The sequence below is a fragment of the Erwinia persicina genome (assembly GCF_014838825.1).
Classification (GTDB): domain Bacteria; phylum Pseudomonadota; class Gammaproteobacteria; order Enterobacterales; family Enterobacteriaceae; genus Erwinia; species Erwinia persicina_A.
On record NZ_JACYMO010000005.1, the window covers coordinates 260,371 to 279,787 of the forward strand.

The window sequence follows — 19,417 nt, forward strand, 5'->3', positions numbered from 1 at the left end:
AAGTTTTATGAAAAAGCAACTCGCTATCTCTGCCCTACTGTTGACCACTTTTGCAGTGTTTAATGCTGGCGCTGCCGAGCAGATAACGCGCGAAAAAGCGCAGGAGATGAACCTGGAGATGATCGGTACGGTGACGACAAACTCCACTATCAACCCCATGGATGCCAACGCCCACTTATCGAAAAAAGCTGATGAGAAAGGGGGGAAATATTATGTGATCGTTGCGGCCCAGCAGGGTAACCGCGACCACGCACTGGCTGAAGTGTATAAGTAATAAGAGGTTTACCTGCCCGCCCCGGTGGGCAGGTTCAGATTTTCAGCCAGTGAAAGCCCCAGGCCTCCAGCTGCAGTGACTGCCCCCCATCAATACGATCCCCACTCGCAATATCGCGGTACCAGCGCGGCTCCGGCAGCTTCATGCTCACCGCTTTACTGCTCAGATTAAATACGCACCACAGGGATTCCTGCTCATCCCGGGCCTGACGATGCAGCACCAGCAGGGCGTTATCGCTGTCGAGGATCCTCATCGGATTGTCAGGGTGGAAGGCGGGCTGGCGGGTGCGGAGCTGGATCAGCTGGCTGAGGGCGAAATAGACCCGCTGCCGCAGTGAATCTTTTTCCGCCAGTGCTGCTTCAATCTCGCTGACGGCATATTTCTGCCGGTTAATAGCGCGGTTGTGACCGGCAGCTTTGACACCATCCATATCATTTCGCGAACCCAGAATACTTTGAATGTAGATCGCCGGAACGCCGGGGAAGGCCAGCAGCAGCGCGTGTGCCAGCAGGAACCGGCGCAGGCGCGTCTCGTCGTCATCGTCTTTCTGATTCAGCGCATCCATATAGGTGACGTTAATTTCATAGGGGCTGGTGCTGCCGTCCGGGTTATTTTTATAGGAGACCAGTGCGCCCTCCATCGCCAGGTCACGCACCAGCGAGACGATCTCGGTTTCCGGCAGGATCCCGCGCAGCGGGTTGAGCCCGATGCCGTCATGGGAAGCCAGAAAGTTAAAGAAGGTGGTGGATCCGCTGCCACCGTCGAGCGAGGAGGCCCACTGGCGCAGCGCACGCGATGATCCATTGTGAATAGCGTGCAGCACCAGCGGAGGCAGTGAAAACTGATAGACCATCTGGGCTTCGTCACGCCCGTTGCCAAAGTAGCTGATGTTATCTTTGTGCGGCACATTCGTTTCGGTCAGTACCACGGTGCCGGGGGCCACGTCATTGGCAATGGCGCGAAACAGCTTTACCAGCTGATGCGTTTTTTCCAGATGAATACAGGGGGTACCGGGTGTTTTCCACATGTAGCCGACGGCGTCCAGCCGGACGTAATCTGCGCCTTTTTTCAGGTAATCCAGCAGGACGTTCACCATGGCGATGAGCACCTCAGGGTTAGCGAAGTTCAGGTCGATCTGATCGGCGCTAAAGGTGCTCCAGATAAAACGGGTTTCGCCGTTAGCCATCTCGAACGGGGTCAGCAGCGGCGACGTCCGGGGGCGGGTCACCGCGCTCAGGTCAGTGGTGGGCGGCATACTGATAAAGAAATCATCCCAACCCGGATCCTGCGCCAGATAGTGCCGGAACCAGGCGCTTTGGGCGGACATGTGATTACAGACGAAATCGAACATCAGCCGCGTATGCTGACGCAAATCAGCAATCTCCTGCCAGCTCCCGCATGGGGGATTAACCTGGTGGTAATCTATTACCGAGAAGCCGTCATCGGAAGAGTATGGGAAGAAGGGCAGCAGGTGTACCAGATTGAAGCTGGACGCCAGGTGTTGCTGCCAGAAGCGGGAGAAGGTGGTCAGAGTCGGCGTATTTTCGGCATGGAACTGATCGGCGTAGGTGATCAGCACCACGTCTTTTTCGTCCCAGTGCGGCTTACGCGGGTGACAAACGGCCCCGCGCGCGTCAGCAATCAGCGCATGCAGCCGCTGCAGGCACGATGGCGGGAAAGTGTATTCGTAGATTTTATCTATTAAGTTATTGATAATATCCATTATTATTTTTCTGACCACCGCGAGTGAAAAATTCAGGCGTTATTTTTCACTGTAGACGCTGGTCAAAAAAACACAACCCTTCCCGCTCCGTCTCGCGCAGCTGTCTGACGGGAGATCAGTGACAGCGGCCCTTTTTTTCACAGGACGTGCAGCTGTGGGTGATGTTTTTTACCGGGATCAGCGCCGGCGTGATTTTGACACGGCGCAGGGCGGCCATCAGCAGCGCGTTAACCAACAGCACGGCGGCAATAATCAGGCTACTGCTGCCCGGGTGCAGCCGGAAGCTGGAGACCTGATAAAACAGGGCCGCCAGGGAATACGCCAGATCCAGCCCCCACAGAATGGAGAACATCATCCAGCGGCTGCTGCTTTCACGGGCAATGGCCCCCATCACAGAGACGCAGGGCACGTACAGCAGTACAAAAATCAGATAACTGTAGGCCGCCGCGTCGCTGGCGAATTTACTGTGCATGGTACCCATGGCCCCGCTGGCCATCTCGGCGTCGCCTTTACTGGCCTCGATCGGGTTAGCGAGAACGCTCAGGCTGAAGGTAGCTTTAATGCCCTGCCAGGTTTCGGCTACGGCATCATACAGCTGACCACTGAGGCTGAACTGGCTGGCATCAAAGGGCTGCTGCTGCAGCGCCTCAGCGGTGTACAGGGTATTAAGCGTACCGACCACCACCTCTTTTGCCATCGCCCCGGTCAGCAGGCCCACGGTGGCCTGCCAGTTATCGTCATGCACCCCGATAGGAGCCAGCAGTGGGGTCAGCATGCGGCTGACGCTGGCCAGCGCGGAATCATTCAGGTGACTGACCGGCTGGCCGCTAAAAGAAAAACTGTTCAGCGCGCCGATCAGCATACTGACCATCACGATCACTTTCCCTGCGCGCAGCACAAAGCCACGCAGGCGCTGCCAGGTCTGCAGCAGCAGGCTTTTCGCGTGGGGCATATGCCACAGCGGCAGCTCCATCACAAACGGGCTGGCCTCTCCGCGCATCAGGGTATGCTTGAGCAGCAGGCCGGTGGCAATCGCCGCGCAGATGCCAAGCAGATAGAGGCTGAACACCACCAGTGCCCCACCCTGGCCGAAGAAGGCTGCGGCAAAGACGGCAAAGATAGCCAGCCGGGCTCCGCAGGAGATAAACGGTGCCATCAGCACAGTGATCAGACGCTCACGGGGGGCATCCAGCGTGCGTGCGCCCATCACTGACGGCACGTTACAGCCGAAGCCGACGATCAGCGGCACAAAGGATTTTCCCGGCAGCCCGAGGGCCTGCATCAGCCGATCCATCACAAAGGCGGCGCGCGCCATATAGCCGGAGTCCTCCAGCAGGGAGAGAAACAGGTACATCATGCCAATCTGCGGCACCAGCGGCATCACGGTATTGATCCCTCCGCCAATGCCCTGGGCCAGAAACAGCGTTAGCCATACCGGCAGATGTAATGTCACACCCAGCCATTGCGTGCCCTGAATAAAGAGGGCGGCGGAACCGAGGTCGAACAGAGGCTGTAGCGCCCCGCCGAGATTGATGGCAAGGAAGAACATCAGATACATCACCAGCAGAAAGACCGGCAGGCCGAGCCAGCGGTTCAGGGTCAGCTGATCCAGCCGCTGACTGAATGCCGCGCGCGTGCCCGCCTCATGGATCACCCGGTGGCAGAGTGACTCTATGAACTGATAGCGGCTGCTGACGATAGTCTGCGCAACATCCTCCTGCAGCGACGACGTCAGTGCCGGCAGGAGGGCGGCAGCGGCCGGAAACTGCTGCTGGCTGGCGATGTCGCCTTCCAGCATCTGCAGGGCCAGCCAGCGTTTTTGCGGCGTTGGCGTGGAGGCCGGTAGCGCCGCAGCCAGTGCGTCCATCACCGGTTGCAGCGATGCCGGATAAGGAACGGCCAGCGGGGTATTCTCCGGCCTGTCGCCATCGAGGGTACTCTTCAGGAGATCGATGCCGCGCCCGCGTGTTGATACCATCGGTACCACCGGGCAGCCCAGCGCCTGCGCCAGCACCGTGAGATCCATTTTGGTCTGCTGGCTTTCAATAATATCCAGCATATTCAGCACGACAATACAGGGTTGTCCCATCTCCAGCAGTTGCAGGGTCAGATAGAGGTTACGCTCAAGGTTACTGGCATCCACCACGTTGATCACCAGGTCGGCTTCGCCTTCCAGCAGATACTGACAGGCAATCTGCTCGTCCAGCGAGGCCTGCGCTGACAGGGTGGTGAGTGAGTAGCAGCCGGGAAGATCGACCAGCCGCACCTGATGCTCGGCCGTGCTGAACTGCCCCTCTTTGCGTTCCACGGTTACCCCGGCCCAGTTACCGACCCGCTGACGTGAACCGGTAAGCTGGTTAAACAGGGTGGTTTTACCCACGTTCGGATTCCCCGTCAGCGCAATGGTACAGGCCTTCATGCGATGTCTCCCACCGGGTTCACCACTTCCAGCTGTAGCAGGGACAGGTCTTTTTTACGCAGCATCAGACTGACGCGTCGGGTCTCAATATGCAAAGGATCGCCCAGCGGTGCCACGCGGATCAGCTGAAAGGTGGAGCCGGGTAACAGGCCCAGCGCCATTAATTTCTGGCGAAATGCCGGGTTGATAGCGGGTGAGAAGCCAGCGATGCGGTAGGAGTGCTGTGGGATCAGTTGCATGGTAGGTGCCTGTATGCTGCGGAAGAAAAGACACTGAGAATTTTAATGAGAGTGATTATTGCTCACATTGATGTGGAGCAACTTATAGCGCAGGGAGAGGGACAAGATTGAGGAAAAAGGGCGGGCCCGCAGGCCCGCCGACAGGATCAGCTTTTTTTGCCAAATGCAGCGGCGAGGGCATCCCCCATCGCACTGTTACCCGCTGGCTGGGCGGCAGGGCGTTTGGGGCTGGCTTTTGCCGGTCGGGCGTTGTCACGGCCGCTGGCGGCATGATTGCCACCGCCACGGCGCGCGCTGGTTTCTCCCGGCTGTTCGTCAAGGCGCATCGTCAGCGCAATACGTTTGCGCTGTAAATCGACTTCCATCACCTTCACTTTCACCACATCACCGGCTTTCACCACTTTGTGCGGATCGTCGACAAACTTATCGGACAGTGAGGAGATATGCACCAGACCGTCCTGATGGACGCCGATATCAACGAAGGCACCAAAGTTTGTCACATTGGTCACGGACCCTTCCAGTACCATACCTGGCAACAGATCGTTCATGGTGTCGACACCATCAGCAAACTGCGCGGTTTTAAACTCCGGACGCGGGTCACGGCCCGGTTTTTCCAGCTCTTTGATGATATCGCTGACGGTCGGAACACCGAAGCGCTCGTCGGTAAAATCAACGGCTCTCAGGCTGCGTAATTCCGTCGGGTTCCCCATCAGGTCGTTAAGCGCCTGTTCGGTAGCTGCGAGGATACGCTCTACCACCGGATAGGCTTCCGGGTGCACCGTGGAGGCATCCAGCGGATTATCCCCCTGAGTGATACGCAGGAACCCGGCGCACTGTTCAAACGCCTTGGGTCCCAGGCGACCGACCTTCAGCAGTTGCTGGCGGTTCTGGAAGCGGCCATTTTCGTCACGCCAGGCGACGATGTTCTGGGCGATCATCTTGCTCAGACCGGCCACGCGGGTCAACAGGGGAACGGAGGCGGTGTTCAGATCCACACCGACGCCGTTAACGCAGTCTTCCACCACGGCATCAAGCTTTTTCGCCAGCTGGCTCTGACTGACGTCATGCTGATACTGGCCCACGCCGATGGATTTCGGGTCGATCTTCACCAGCTCGGAGAGCGGATCCTGCAGGCGACGGGCAATGGACACCGCGCCGCGCAGGGAGACATCCAGCCCCGGGAACTCCAGCGCTGCCAGCTCGGAGGCGGAGTAGACCGAGGCTCCGGCTTCGCTGACGATGACTTTCTGGCCCTGCACCTGCGGGAACTGTTTTTGTACTTCCAGGTAGAAACGCTCAGTTTCGCGTGAAGCGGTGCCGTTACCAATGGCGACCAGCTCAACCTGATGTCGGGTACAGAGCGCGGCCACGGCGGCAGCGGCTTTAGCGGTCTGCCCGGTATGAGGATAAATCGTGTCGGTGGCGACCAGCTTGCCGGTGGCATCGACGACTGCGACTTTCACCCCGGTACGCAGGCCGGGATCGAGGCCCATGGTGGCGCGCATGCCCGCCGGGGCGGCCATCAGCAGGTCGTGCAGGTTACGGGCGAAGACGTTGATCGCCTCGTCTTCGGCGCGCTCGCGTACCGTACCCATCAGTTCAGTTTCGAGGTGCAGCAGTACTTTGATACGCCAGGTCCAGCTGACCACGGCTTTACGCCAGGCATCTGCCGGGGCATTGTTCAGGCGCAGATTCAGGTGTTCGGTGATGATCTGCTCACCGTGGCTTTCGCGCGGCGGTTCGTCAAACTGCGGATCGGCATTCAGGGCCAGCTGTAAGATGCCTTCGTTACGGCCGCGGAACATGGCCAGCGCACGGTGGGAGGGCACTGTGGCTAATGCTTCGTGATGATCGAAGTAGTCGCGGAATTTTGCGCCTTCCTCCTCTTTACCCTCAATAACCCGGGCAACCAGGTGCGCATTTTTCCACAGGTAGTCGCGGACTTTAGCCAGCAGACCGGCGTCTTCGGCAAAGCGCTCCATCAGGATATAACGGGCACCATCCAGCGCGGCTTTGGTATCTGCAACACCTTTATCCGCATCGACATAGCGGGCTGCCAGCTGTTCAGGATCGTGAGAGGGCTCCTGCCACAGCGTTTCTGCCAGCGGTTGCAGACCGGCCTCAATGGCGATCTGCCCGCGCGTACGGCGCTTCTGCTTGTAGGGAAGATAGAGATCTTCGAGCTCGGTTTTACTCAGGGTGGCGTTAATGGCTGCTGCCAGCTCGTCGGTCAGTTTTCCCTGATCGGCAATGGATTTCAGGATGGACTGGCGGCGGTCGGCAAGCTCACGCAGATAACTCAGGCGCGTTTCGAGCTGGCGCAGTTGGGTATCATCCAGCCCACCGGTCACTTCCTTTCGGTAACGTGCGATAAACGGCACGGTGTTTCCTTCGTCCAGCAGGCGAACAGCGGCTTCAACCTGTTCTGCTCTGGCCTGCAGCTCACTTGCAATCAGTCGGCTCAGTGAATCATTCATCATGGTTGGGATACTTTTTAGCGGAAGAAATTGGCAACAGTTATACGGATTGCTGCCGCAGAATGCCAGTTATCGGGCGGTCTGCGGCGCGGCAACGGCGCGATTAGGACTCTTTTACATAGCTGATCTCGTTGACGTACCACAGTGCTTCGCCTGCCGGGGTCTGCACGATAGCCGCATCGCCCGTCTCTTTTTTCAGCAGGGCACGCGCCATGGGGGCGTCAATCGAGATATAGTCGTTACGGCCAAAGATTTCGTCGTAGCCGACAATGCGAAAGCGTTTCACGTCGCCCTCGTCGTTTTCCACCTCGACCCAGGCACCGAAAAAGACTTTGCCATCCTGCTGGGGGGAATAGTCAACAATGCGCAGCTGTTCAAGACACTTGGTGAGGTAGCGCACGCGACGATCAATTTCCCGCAGGCGCTTTTTATTGTACTGATAATCGGCGTTTTCGCTGCGGTCACCCAGGCTGGCAGCCCAGGTCACTTTTTTGGTGACTTCTGGTCGCTCTTCGCGCCAGAGAAAGTCCAGCTCCTGCTTGAGCCGGTTGTAGCCTTCGCGAGTGATCAGTTTGGTTTTCATCGTTGCGCCATTCTTCTTCGTGACAGGGGACTATTTTGTTGTGCTGCGTTGCAGGATGCAAATCCGTTGTTCTGAATTATTCCGTGACGTTACTGCTTGTTTGTCATGATAAATACCCGGACTAACGCGGTCGCTTTGCCGCATTATGCGAAGGTATTTTAAAGATAAGCTGCTGTTTAATATGCTTTGTAACAATTTCGGCTACAATATAAACCATTATTGACTGTTACATTCAGGCATCTTTTTTGAAAATACAGGCTCAGGCAATTGCGCCTTTGGGAGTGTCGAAATGCAAGAGAATTACAAAATCCTGGTGGTAGATGATGACATGCGTTTGCGTGCTCTGCTGGAGCGTTATCTGACCGAGCAGGGTTTTCAGGTGCGCAGCGTGGCCAACGCCGAGCAGATGGACCGTCTGCTGACGCGTGAGTCCTTCCATTTGATGGTGCTTGATCTGATGTTGCCGGGGGAAGACGGCCTGTCTATCTGCCGCCGTTTGCGCAGCCAGAGCAACCCGATGCCGATTATTATGGTCACCGCGAAGGGCGAAGAAGTGGATCGCATCGTGGGCCTGGAAATTGGTGCTGATGACTATATTCCAAAACCGTTTAACCCGCGTGAACTGCTGGCCCGTATCCGTGCGGTGCTGCGCCGTCAGGCGAATGAGCTGCCGGGTGCGCCTTCTCAGGAAGAAGCGGTCATTGCGTTCGGTAAGTTCAAGCTGAACCTCGGTACCCGTGAGATGTTTCGTGAAGACGAACCGATGCCGCTGACCAGCGGTGAGTTCGCCGTACTGAAAGCGCTGGTGAGTCACCCGCGTGAGCCGCTGTCCCGCGACAAGCTGATGAATCTGGCTCGTGGCCGTGAGTACAGTGCCATGGAACGTTCCATCGACGTACAGATCTCTCGTCTGCGCCGTATGGTTGAAGAAGATCCCGCTCACCCACGCTACATCCAGACCGTCTGGGGCCTGGGCTACGTCTTTGTGCCGGACGGCAGTAAAGCATGAGGCGATTCCGCTTCTCTCCCCGCAGTTCATTTGCCCGTACGTTACTGTTGATCGTTACCTTGCTGTTCGTCAGCCTGGTAACGACCTATCTGGTGGTGCTGAACTTTGCCATTTTGCCGAGCCTGCAACAGTTCAATAAAGTGCTGGCTTATGAAGTGCGCATGTTGATGACCGACCGGTTACAGCTGGAAGATGGTACGCAGCTGGAAGTGCCACCCGCTTTCCGCCGTGAAATTTACCGTGAACTGGGCATCTCGCTGTATACCAATGCAGCGGCGGAAGAGAGCGGATTACGCTGGGCGCAGCACTATCAGTTCCTCAGCCAGCAGATGGCACAGCAGCTCGGCGGCCCCACTGATGTTCGCGTCGAGGTGAATAAGAACTCGCCGGTGGTGTGGCTGAAAACCTGGCTGTCGCCGGACATCTGGGTGCGCGTGCCGCTGACCGAAATCCATCAGGGTGACTTCTCCCCGCTGTTCCGCTATACCCTGGCGATTATGCTGCTGGCGATCGGCGGTGCCTGGCTGTTTATCCGCATTCAGAACCGCCCGCTGGTGGAGCTGGAACACGCGGCGTTACAGGTGGGTAAGGGCATTATTCCGCCGCCGCTGCGTGAGTACGGCGCTTCTGAAGTGCGCTCCGTGACGCGGGCGTTTAATCAGATGGCGTCGGGTGTGAAACAGCTGGCCGATGACCGTACACTGCTGATGGCCGGGGTCAGTCACGATCTGAGAACCCCGCTGACGCGCATTCGCCTGGCGACGGAAATGATGTCAGAGCAGGACGGTTACCTGGCGGAGTCGATCAATAAAGATATCGAAGAGTGCAATGCGATTATCGAGCAGTTTATTGACTATCTGCGCACCGGGCAGGAGATGCAGTTTGAACGCGCCGACCTGAACAGCGTACTGGGTGAGGTGGTGGCGGCAGAAAGTGGATATGAGCGTGAGATTGAAAATGCCGTGATGTCTGATGAGCTGATGCTGGAGATAAACCCGCTGGCCATTAAACGTGCGCTGGCCAATATGGTGGTGAATGCCGCCCGCTATGGCAATGGCTGGATTAAAGTCAGCTCCGGTCGTGAGCTTCACCGGGCCTGGTTCCAGGTCGAGGATGATGGCCCCGGCATTGAGCCTGACCAGCTTAAGCATCTGTTCCAGCCGTTTGTGCGCGGCGATAGCGCCCGCAGCACCAGCGGAACCGGGTTGGGCCTGGCGATCGTCCAGCGTATTATCGACGCCCACCAGGGCTCTCTTGAGATCGGAAAAAGCGACAAGGGTGGGCTGCTGATTCGTGCCTGGCTGCCTCTGCCTCCAGCAGCGCTGCCAGCAGGTACGGTTGGCCAGCCGCAAAAATAACGCCCGATCGAAGTCATGCCGGGCGACCCTGAAAAGGGCCGCCCGTGCAGGGAGGGCAACCTGCTTGCCCGGGCGTTTCCCTGTTCCCCTTACAGTTTCGGCCCGGCTTTCACCAACGCTGCCCCCGCTTTGGTATCGGTAAATTTATCAAAGTTGGTGATAAAACGCTGTGCCAGATCCCGTGCCTTGCTTTCCCATTGCGCTTCATCCGCATAGGTATTTCGCGGGTCAAGCAGCGCACTGTCGACACCCGGCAGACTCAGCGGTATTTCCAGATTGAAGATCGGCAGCGTTACCGTATCCGCATGACCGATGTCGCCACTGAGGATGGCGTTGATGATGGCCCGCGTGTCTTTCAGGGAAATGCGCTTGCCGCTGCCGTTCCAGCCGGTGTTCACCAGCCAGGCTTCAGCTCCGGCGGCGTTCATCCGTTTCACCAGCACTTCTGCGTACTGCGTGGGATGCAGCGTCAGGAAGGCGGCACCAAAGCAGGCGGAGAAGGTGGGAGTCGGTTCGGTAACGCCACGCTCGGTCCCTGCCAGCTTGGCGGTAAACCCTGACAGGAAATGGTACTGGGTCTGGTCAGCCGTCAGGCGTGAAACCGGCGGCAGGACGCCGAAGGCATCGGCCGTCAGGAAGATCACTTTCTTTGCATGTCCTGCTTTTGAAACCGGTTTGACGATGTTGTCGATATGGTAAATCGGGTAGGAAACGCGGGTATTCTCGGTTTTGCTGCCGTCATCGAAGTCTACCGATCCGTCGCTGCGGACCACCACGTTTTCCAGCAGGGCATCCGGCCGGATAGCGTGATAGATCTCCGGTTCCGCGCTCTCCGACAGCTTGATGGTTTTGGCGTAACACCCCCCCTCGAAGTTAAACACGCCGTCATCATCCCAGCCATGTTCGTCATCGCCGATCAGCTGGCGTCGCGGGTCGGTCGACAGGGTGGTTTTTCCGGTGCCTGAGAGGCCGAAAAAGATCGCCACATCACCTTTTTCACCGACGTTAGCCGAGCAGTGCATGGAGGCAATGCCCTTCAGCGGCAGCAGATAGTTCATGACGGTGAACAGCCCTTTTTTCATCTCGCCACCGTACCAGGTTCCCCCGATAAGCTGCATGTTTTCCGTGAGGTTAAACGCCACAAAGTTTTCTGAATTCAGCCCCTGCGCCTTCCAGTCAGGGTTAGTGCATTTCGCCCCGTTCATGACCACAAAGTCGGGCACGAAGTGTTTCAGGCTCTCTTCATCCGGGCGGATAAACATGTTTTTCACGAAGTGTGCCTGCCAGGCGACTTCTGTAATAAAGCGGACGCTCAGACGGGAGTCAGGATTGGCCCCGCACCAGGCGTCAACTACAAACAGACGTTTGCCGGAGAGCTGCCGGGTGACAAGGGATTTTAGCGACTGCCAGGTCTCCTGAGAGAGGGGCTGATTATCATTTTTACCTTTGCCCTGGTCGTTCCACCACAGGGTGTCGCGGGTTGTTTCATCGCGCACCAGGTATTTATCTTTCGGCGAACGGCCGGTAAAAATCCCGGTATCAACCGCCACGGCGCCAGACTGAGTGACGATACCGCGTTCAAATCCGCTTAAACCGGGCTGAGTTTCTTCCCTGAAGAGGGCTTCATAGCCAGGGTTATGAACCACTTCAACCGTATCAGTGATGCCATAAGCGACGAGGTCCTGTGGGGTCAGGTCGTTAGTGCGCATAATACTGCTCCTTTGTCGGTTTTTTGTACTTCATCAAAGTGTAGGGGCATTTCATTGTTCTATTACCGTCATCCCCCGCAACTTCCATATCAGGGGCGGGGATGGCACGATCGCGCGAAGTTTACACCTGTCAGCGTGCAGCGAAAGGGCCAAAAAGGAAAAATGAGAAGCGGCCCCTGCTTCGATGAAATGTACTGGCTCCTGTTGCATTCATAGTGCTAACACGGTGGGGATTGATAGTGATAAATAAGGGAAGTGTGCGGTTTGGCTGGTGAAAAACTCGGCATTTTGCGACAGGAGTATCGTATTATGTTTTGGCGGAGGGACGTGTTAAAGGGGCAGGGGATAAGGCCGGAGTGACTCCGGCCCCTGAAGGTTAGTGTACCTGCCGATCGCCTGCGGCAGAGTCATTACGAATGGCGGCAATATCCACCGCATCATAAACATAATGATTGCCACAATAGTCACAGTGCATATCGATGTTGCCATCCTCCTGCAGGATTTGATCCACTTCAGCTTCCGGCAGGGTGCGCAGGACATCACCGCAGCGTTCGCGGGAGCAGGTGCATTTGAACACCACATTCTGCGGTTCAAACAGCGTCACCTCTTCCTGATGGTAGAGACGCCACAGCACATCATTCGCAGGCAGGCCCAGCAGCTCTTCCGTTTTGATGGTTTCGGTCAGCGTGGCGAGATGATTAAACTCATCCAGGCTGGCGTCCTGGGCTGGCAGTACCTGTAGCAGGATCCCGGCGGCACCCGTCTGTGACTCGCTGGTACCGGTTCGGATGAACAGACGGGTGGGCAGCTGCTCTGAACGCATAAAATAATCTTCCAGGCATTCAGCGAGCGTGTCACCTTCCAGCCCAACCACGCCCTGATAACGCTCACCCTCTTTTGGCGAAATGGTGATCACCAGATAGCCATTGCCGACCATCTCTTTCAGGCTGCTACCGTCAGCAATCTCGCCCTGCATCCGCGCCACGCCGCGCATTTCCTGATGATTATTGCCGTTAATCACCGCCATATTCAGCGGACCATCGCCCTGCAGCTGAACGGTGATATCACCGTCAAATTTCAGCGTGGCGGTCAGCAGGCTGGTGGCAACCAGCAGTTCACCGAGCACCTGCTGCACCGGCTGCGGATAGTCATGGCCGTGAATGATTTCCTGCCATGTCTGTGAGACAGTGACCAGTTCGCCACGCACAGCATGATTTTCAAACAGGTAACGGTGCATCTGGTCTTGCTGGGTCATAATATTTCTCTCAAATTTGGCGTTACTCATCGCCAGAATGTTTAAATTTCATCAGATCGCGGCGTTCCTTTTTATCCGGACGCCGGTCAGGATGCGGCATGGTGAGCGCGTTCATTTTACGCGCCAGGGCCACCTTTTCCCGCTTCTCAATACTTTCCGCTGTTTCACGATAGAGCTGTTGTGCCACGGTTGCCGGGCCACGTTTGTCGCTGATCGCTTCGATGACCACCGTGCGCTGATCGTTACCCTGACGCAGCGTCAGCTCGGCGGCGACTTCCACCTGTTTGCTGGGTTTACTGCGCTGGCCGTTATAGTGGACTTTTCCGCCTTCCACCATTTCACGGGCATCAGCGCGGGTTTTATAAAAGCGTGCGGCCCAGAGCCATTTATCGAGCCGGACCCCTTCTGAGGGTTTCTCTTTCATCGCTGCTCCTTATGGGGATAACCCTATATAGGGGCCTCCCCGGACGCTTTCAAGTCGTCGGGGGAGGGGGTACCAGGATTATTTCAGTTAAGAAGAGTCTCACTGTTAAAAATAGTACAGATCCGTCGGCTCAGAAAATGGGCCGTACGGTCTGGATATCACTTAACGAGTGGTTAAAGCATTTTTCATAGTATTGATGGATCTCCTGCGTACGCAGGCGATTGCGATGAATACGGCGCAGCGCCAGCAGGGTGTTGACCACCACGCACACGGCGAGAACCAGCAGCAGCAGGCTGCTGCCCACGTAGTGCATCAGCGTAATGGTGTCAGGCTCACTGTGCAGGGCAATGTGGCGTGTGCCGTTAGCGTCTGTGGTGATGCTGGTAATAATACCGCTGGCCTCAAACGGGGTATGCAGCAGCATACCCGCCAGCCGCTGTAATTCGGGCCACTGGTCCGGCGCGTTGTAGTCAAACAACGAGGCGGCGGGAGCAGGCTGGTTCACCAACTGGCGGCCTTCATCGCTGAAGATCAGGAAGCCCCCCGGAGGAGGGCTGTTTAACGCCTCTGCAGCACGACGCGTTTCACGATAGAAGAAGGAGGAGGTGGCGGTATTCACCAGGTTTTCCAGCGCCTGGGCGCTGACCGGGCGCAGCAGCACGTTCATGCCATTCAACGCTCCTGAGTTGGCGCGGCGTACCAGCGTTTGCCAGTCTTTAGCATTACCCAGGTTCACCAGGGCATTTTTCAGACGTACGCAATCCTGCTCCTGGTTACACAGTTCCTGGGTTCTTAGCACGATATCGGAGAAATCATCCAGCAGGATCATGCCGGATTTCTGAATGGCCGTAGCCAGCTGCGGGTTAAGCTTAGGATCGGTGCTGCTCTGCGGGTGCAGTTGCAGATTGGTCGTATCCAGAAGCGCCGTGGCTTTATCAATAATATCGGACTGCGGCAGGGGCAGGGGCTCGGCGTTATTCCAGTACATGGCTGAACAGTCGAAAGGCATAAAGGCATAACTGCGGTTGCCCTGGTAGGTGGCCGGAACAGAGCACATCCCGGTACCTTTCACTTTCAGACTGTCACCCACGTGCAGTGGCGATTTTTCTAACTCGCTGACCTGGGTAAATTGCAGACTTTCCGTGCCCTTAATCCACGCCATGCTTAACTTCAGCGGCATACTCAGGGGGATCCAGGCAATCAGTAACACCAGAACGAAAAGCGACCCGGCGGCCAGCACGACGTTTTTACGCCAGCGCTGCAGTGGGAAATTACGCACTTCATCCTGCAGAGAAAGAAAACGTCCCTGACGTACCACCTGACGGTTGAGGTAAATATCGACCTCGGTGGTCTGGCCAAGATCCTGAGCAACATAATTCTGCCAGTGCGGTGGATAGATTAAATCAATGATGCCCAGGGAGATATTGCTGATCTGGCCCTGATTGGACTCACCAAACAGGCCCCAGCGTTTCGGTGCGCCCCGCAGACAGTGAATTTCGCGCAGGTCTTTTTCCGTCGGCCGGCGATACAGCATCCAGAGGCTGACCAGGATCATACCGATACCCGCCAGGACCAGCCAGGGCATCAGCACCAGCGGACCGACCAGACTGATGAAAAACAGCAGCATCGCCGTGATAATGAGCACGGCTTCCCGCGTACCGTCCGGACGACTTAAGGCATACTCTTCCTGGCTCTCTTTCCGCACCCTGACCAGTTCAATGCTCTCCCCCTCTTCCTTGCGAATGGACGCATTCTGCCCGGTGGCGCGCACCACGGGGGCCAGCGCGGGAGATTCCCAGTTGTACTGGGTAAGGGAATGGCCGTTCAGGGAAATAACCAGCGGAATGGTTTGCGTTTTAATCAGCTCGACATAGTTTTCTTCCGCGATGTACTGCTCCCAAAGCGGGGGCAGATGGACTTCAACCGAATCGAGATAGTAACGCCATTTGTGGGGTTCATCGGTAGAGAGGCCGTAGCGGGTAATGGAGCGGGTGACGGGGTAGACATTATTACTTTGTGAAGTGAGCACCAGCTGTTCGGGGGTATTGCTTGCCCCGGTGGGCAGTGTATCACTGCGGTTTTTCGCCAGCATTAAGACGTACCGCTCCACCGCTGTGCGCTCGTCGTCGCTCAGTTTACGGTAGGGGGGGCTGATGAATGGCAGTGGTTTCGCCAACGGCGGACGATGCCGCATAGCGTACCAAAAGAAACAACCTGCCGTCACCGAACAGGCCAGCATTACAGCCAATATGATGACTATTGTGCTCATGCTCCCCTCATTCCTGCCACGATGCTCCTGTCGTCCATCCCGCGCGAGACTATAGTCATATTAACCCGAGTGTGGCGAGTTTTGACAGTGCTGGCAGTCCACTGTGTGATTAAAAATAGTGCTAAAAATCATAAAATTAGAATAATTGTATAGCATGGCCAAAGCTGATGGTACCAGGCATTTAAGCGTGTTGGTATCGGCATATTCCTAATTATTAGCAGGATAATTGACATTCCTTAAATTATTTTTCTCATGTTTACAATGATTTGTTATAAATAAGTAAAATGATCCATGCGATGATTGGATTCCTGCGGCGGCTACCGCACAATGGACCATAACACGGTCAGTACCTACTTTCGTAGGGCATGACGTTAACCTTTTCGGCTTTTCGCTGGGGCCAGTATGACCAGACAATTACAGAAACCAACCATCCTCAGTGTCGAGGCAGTGGCGCGCTCCAGACTGTTTACCGTTGAATCGGTTGACCTGGAGTTCAGCAACGGCGCGCGTCGCGTCTATGAGCGCATGCGCTCTTCTGGCCGTGAGGCGGTGATGATCGTGCCGATCATTGATGACCATCTGATCCTGATCCAGGAGTATGCCGTCGGGCTGGAATGTTATGAGCTGGGTTTCCCGAAGGGATTGATTGATCCGGGAGAAACGCCTTTTGACGCGGCTAACCGTGAACTGAAAGAGGAAGCCGGTTTTGGGGCCGGTCAGCTCGAGGCGCTGGGTAAACTGACCCTGGCCCCCTCTTATTTTTCCAGCAAAATGAATATCGTGGTGGCAGAAGGGCTCTATCCGGAGCAGCTGGAAGGTGATGAACCGGAGCCACTGCCGCAGTTACGCTGGCCGCTGAACAACCTGCTGGCACTGCTGGACGAACCTGATTTTTGCGAAGCAAGAAACGTCAGTGCACTGTTTCTGGTCAGAGAGTGGCTGGTGAAGCAGGGCAGGCTGAGTTACTGAATGGCCGGACCGGGAATGCCCGGGGCGCTGAATAAAAAAGGCCGGGCAATTGCCCGGCCTTTTTGTGAGCTATCAGAATAACTCGTGGCTTTCGCCGTTATCCATCAGCGTGGTGCCCACGTCGTGGACGGAATACTCCGTCGGCTGGGTGCCATTGATAAAGTATTCTGCCCGGGTGTTCCCCCCACCGTTGGCCAGCTTGCCGGTGCTGCGATCAATATTAACGGTTACCACGCCCTCAGGCGGCGTCAGCGGCTGAACTGGTACGCCATCCAGCGCGGCTTTCATATACTCATCCCACGCGGGTTGCGCGCTCTTGGCACCACCTTCGTAGCCGGAGATCTGATCCTTAATCGCACCCGAGGCGGTAGTACGCCCCAGATCGCGGCGATGGTCGTCAAAGCCAATCCACACCGACGTTACCACTCCGGGGCCATAACCTGAGAACCAGGCATCTTTCGAGCTGTTGGTTGTACCGGTTTTGCCGCCGATGTCGTTACGTTTCAGATCGCGACCCGCACGCCAGCCGGTTCCCATCCAGCCCGGTTCCCCGAAAATATTCGAGTTCAGCGCACTTTTGATCAGGAAGGCCAGCGGCGTGTTAATCACATGCGGTGCGTACTGCGGTTCTTCATCCTGACGAACCTGCTGCCGGGTTACCTGCTCCAGCTGCGGCTGCGGTACGGCGACGTTCGTTCCCTCTGAAGAGACGGCAACGTTTTCCACGCTGTCTTCGCTCAGGGCCACCGCTTTTTTGGTTTCACCATAGATAACCGGCAGGTTGCATTCCGGGCAGGCCACTTTCGGCTTCACCTCGAACACATGATTGCCCTGTTCATCATCAATGCGCGTAATGAAATACGGGTCAACGAGGAAGCCGCCGTTCGCCATCACCGAGTAGCCGCGAACCATCTGTAGCGGGGTGAAGGAGGCCGAGCCTAACGCCAGCGATTCGGTGTGGACGATATTCTCTGCCGGGAAGCCGAAACGCTGCAAATATTCGGCAGCATAGTCAACGCCCATCGCGCGCATGGCGCGCACCATCACCACGTTTTTCGACTCACCCAGCCCCTGACGCAGGCGAATAGGGCCGGAATAGGTGTTAGGTGAGTTTTTCGGACGCCAGTCTGCTCCGGCACCGGCATCCCAGCGGGAAATCGGCACGTCATTCAGAATAGAGGCCAGCGTCAGCCCCCGATCCATCGCGGCGGTATACAGGAAAGGTTTGATATTGGAACCGACCTGGCGCAGCGCCTGGGTAGCACGGTTAAACTTGCTCAGATTGAAGTCAAAGCCGCCAACCAGCGCGCGTACTGCACCGTCTTGCGGGTCAAGTGACACCAGCGAGGAGTTCACATCTGGCACCTGTGCCAGCTGCCAGCCGCTGTCGACTTTACGCACCCAAATCTGCTGGCCCGCCTGTAAGACCTGGCTGACCGAGCGCGGAGTGGCACCCTGTAACGTGTCCGATTTGAATGGTCGCGCCCAGCGAACGCTGTCCAGATCCAGTGCAACGGTGCTGCCATCACGCATGGTAGCGGTGGCTTCCCCGCTGGTGCTGGTGGTGACTACCGCCGGGAAGAGAGGGCCGTAAACCGGCAGTGACTTCAGCGTTTTCATAATCTCGCTGTGCCCCCAGGCCTGCTCACCCACTTTCCACAACACATTGGCAGGACCACGATAGCCGTGACGCATATCATAGGCAATCACGTTGTCCTGCACCGATTTCTGTGCAGCCAGCTGAAGCTTACGCGTCACTGTGGTGTAGACCTTGTAACCGTCGTTGTAAGCATTCTCACCGTAACGCTTGATCATCTCCTGGCGCACCATCTCGGTCAGATAGGGCGCAGAGAAAGCGATCTCAGGGACGTGATAGTTAGCCACCAGAGGCGTATTGCGGGCCTCGGTGTACTGGGCCTGAGTGATGTATTTCTGATCCAGCATACGCGCCAGTACCGTATTGCGACGCTGCACAGCACGATCGTGAGAATAGAGCGGGTTAAACGTTGACGGTGCTTTAGGCAGGCCGGCAATCATCGCAATTTCGCTCAGCGACAGCTCATCCACGCTTTTACCAAAGTAAACCTGTGCCGCTGCCCCCACGCCGTACGCTCGGTAGCCGAGATAGATTTTGTTCAGATAGAGTTCGAGGATCTCATCTTTACTCATCATCTGCTCAATACGAATGGCGAGGAATGCCTCCTTCACCTTACGGATCAGCGTGCGCTCCGGGCTGAGGAAGAAGTTACGTGCCAGCTGCTGGGTGATGGTACTGGCACCCTGGGAAGCATGGCCAGACACCAGGGCAACGCTGGCCGCACGGAAAATACCAATCGGGTCGACGCCGTGGTGCTCATAGAACCGGCTGTCTTCCGTCGCGATAAATGCCTTCACCATCAGCGGTGGGATTTGTTGCAGGGTCAGTGGTATACGGCGTTTCTCACCGTACTGGGCGATAAGCTCGTTATCAGCACTGTAAACCTGCATCGGCGTCTGCAGACGCACATCTTTCAGCGTGGCGACATCCGGGAGCTGTGGCTCTATGTATTTGTATAAACCATAGATCGAGCCAGCTCCCAGCAAGATGCAACACACTGCAAGGATCAATAAATACTTTACGAACTTCACCTGATATTTCCCATTTAAAGTCGGTTGGGCAGTTTATAAACAATCGCGCGGTAGTATAAAGGCAAGCCTGTACCTTGGATA

14 protein-coding genes are annotated in these 19,417 nt (G+C 56.5%); 4 read left to right on the plus strand and 10 right to left on the minus strand.

Translation table 11 applies throughout. From position 1 onward, the window contains the following. The first annotated feature begins 7 nt into the window (after positions 1-7). Positions 8-274 carry a YdgH/BhsA/McbA-like domain containing protein gene (locus tag IFU29_RS14630; protein WP_191934565.1) on the plus strand — a complete coding sequence of 89 codons (267 nt, stop codon included), beginning with the start codon at positions 8-10 and terminating at the stop codon, positions 272-274. Between the two features lie 34 nt (positions 275-308). Here the strand turns inward: IFU29_RS14630 and IFU29_RS14635 are convergent, their stop codons facing one another. The 5 genes from IFU29_RS14635 to greB form a co-directional block, all read right to left on the minus strand. Then, positions 309-1,997, minus strand: coding sequence for an alpha-amylase family glycosyl hydrolase (locus IFU29_RS14635; protein ID WP_191934566.1), 1,689 nt, complete (start codon positions 1,995-1,997; stop codon positions 309-311). Between the two features lie 115 nt (positions 1,998-2,112). Continuing rightward, complete coding sequence (gene feoB, locus IFU29_RS14640; protein WP_191934567.1) at positions 2,113-4,416, minus strand: Fe(2+) transporter permease subunit FeoB; 2,304 nt, start codon at positions 4,414-4,416, stop codon at positions 2,113-2,115. Continuing rightward, a complete protein-coding gene (gene feoA, locus IFU29_RS14645) occupies positions 4,413-4,655 on the minus strand; it encodes a ferrous iron transporter A (protein WP_191934568.1) in 243 nt (80 codons plus the stop codon). Before feoA ends, feoB begins: the two co-directional genes overlap by 4 nt. 146 nt (positions 4,656-4,801) lie before the next feature. Then, on the minus strand, positions 4,802-7,135 hold the full coding sequence (locus tag IFU29_RS14650; RefSeq protein ID WP_191934569.1) for a Tex family protein: 2,334 nt from the start codon (positions 7,133-7,135) through the stop codon (positions 4,802-4,804). 100 nt (positions 7,136-7,235) lie between these two features. Then, complete coding sequence (gene greB / locus IFU29_RS14655) at positions 7,236-7,715, minus strand: transcription elongation factor GreB (protein ID WP_191934570.1); 480 nt, start codon at positions 7,713-7,715, stop codon at positions 7,236-7,238. Positions 7,716-8,004: 289 nt separating this feature from the next. On the opposite strand from greB, the gene ompR reads away from it, so the two are divergent. Beyond that, entirely contained in the window at positions 8,005-8,724 is a 720-nt protein-coding gene (gene ompR, locus IFU29_RS14660; protein ID WP_001157751.1) for an osmolarity response regulator transcription factor OmpR, read from the plus strand. Beyond that, entirely contained in the window at positions 8,721-10,082 is a 1,362-nt protein-coding gene (envZ, locus tag IFU29_RS14665; protein WP_191934571.1) for a two-component system sensor histidine kinase EnvZ, read from the plus strand. The genes ompR and envZ overlap by 4 nt, the downstream gene beginning before the upstream one ends. An 89-nt stretch (positions 10,083-10,171) precedes the next feature. Here the strand turns inward: envZ and pckA are convergent, their stop codons facing one another. The 4 genes from pckA to IFU29_RS14685 form a co-directional block, all read right to left on the minus strand. Further along, positions 10,172-11,791, minus strand: coding sequence for a phosphoenolpyruvate carboxykinase (ATP) (gene pckA / locus IFU29_RS14670; protein ID WP_191934572.1), 1,620 nt, complete (start codon positions 11,789-11,791; stop codon positions 10,172-10,174). Between the two features lie 376 nt (positions 11,792-12,167). Further along, complete coding sequence (gene hslO / locus IFU29_RS14675) at positions 12,168-13,046, minus strand: Hsp33 family molecular chaperone HslO (protein WP_191934573.1); 879 nt, start codon at positions 13,044-13,046, stop codon at positions 12,168-12,170. A gap of 22 nt (positions 13,047-13,068) precedes the next feature. Further along, the gene (gene hslR / locus IFU29_RS14680; protein ID WP_191934574.1) at positions 13,069-13,470 is read right to left on the minus strand and encodes a ribosome-associated heat shock protein Hsp15; all 402 of its coding nucleotides are present in this window, start codon (positions 13,468-13,470) and stop codon (positions 13,069-13,071) included. Positions 13,471-13,600: 130 nt separating this feature from the next. Beyond that, on the minus strand, positions 13,601-15,739 hold the full coding sequence (locus IFU29_RS14685) for an intracellular growth attenuator family protein (protein WP_191934575.1): 2,139 nt from the start codon (positions 15,737-15,739) through the stop codon (positions 13,601-13,603). 402 nt (positions 15,740-16,141) lie between these two features. Between IFU29_RS14685 and nudE the strand changes: the two genes are divergently transcribed. Beyond that, entirely contained in the window at positions 16,142-16,708 is a 567-nt protein-coding gene (nudE, locus tag IFU29_RS14690; RefSeq protein ID WP_191934576.1) for an ADP compounds hydrolase NudE, read from the plus strand. A gap of 72 nt (positions 16,709-16,780) precedes the next feature. Here the strand turns inward: nudE and mrcA are convergent, their stop codons facing one another. Beyond that, positions 16,781-19,336, minus strand: a complete 2,556-nt coding sequence (gene mrcA / locus IFU29_RS14695) for a peptidoglycan glycosyltransferase/peptidoglycan DD-transpeptidase MrcA (RefSeq protein ID WP_191934577.1) — start codon at positions 19,334-19,336, stop codon at positions 16,781-16,783. Positions 19,337-19,417: the final 81 nt, after the last annotated feature.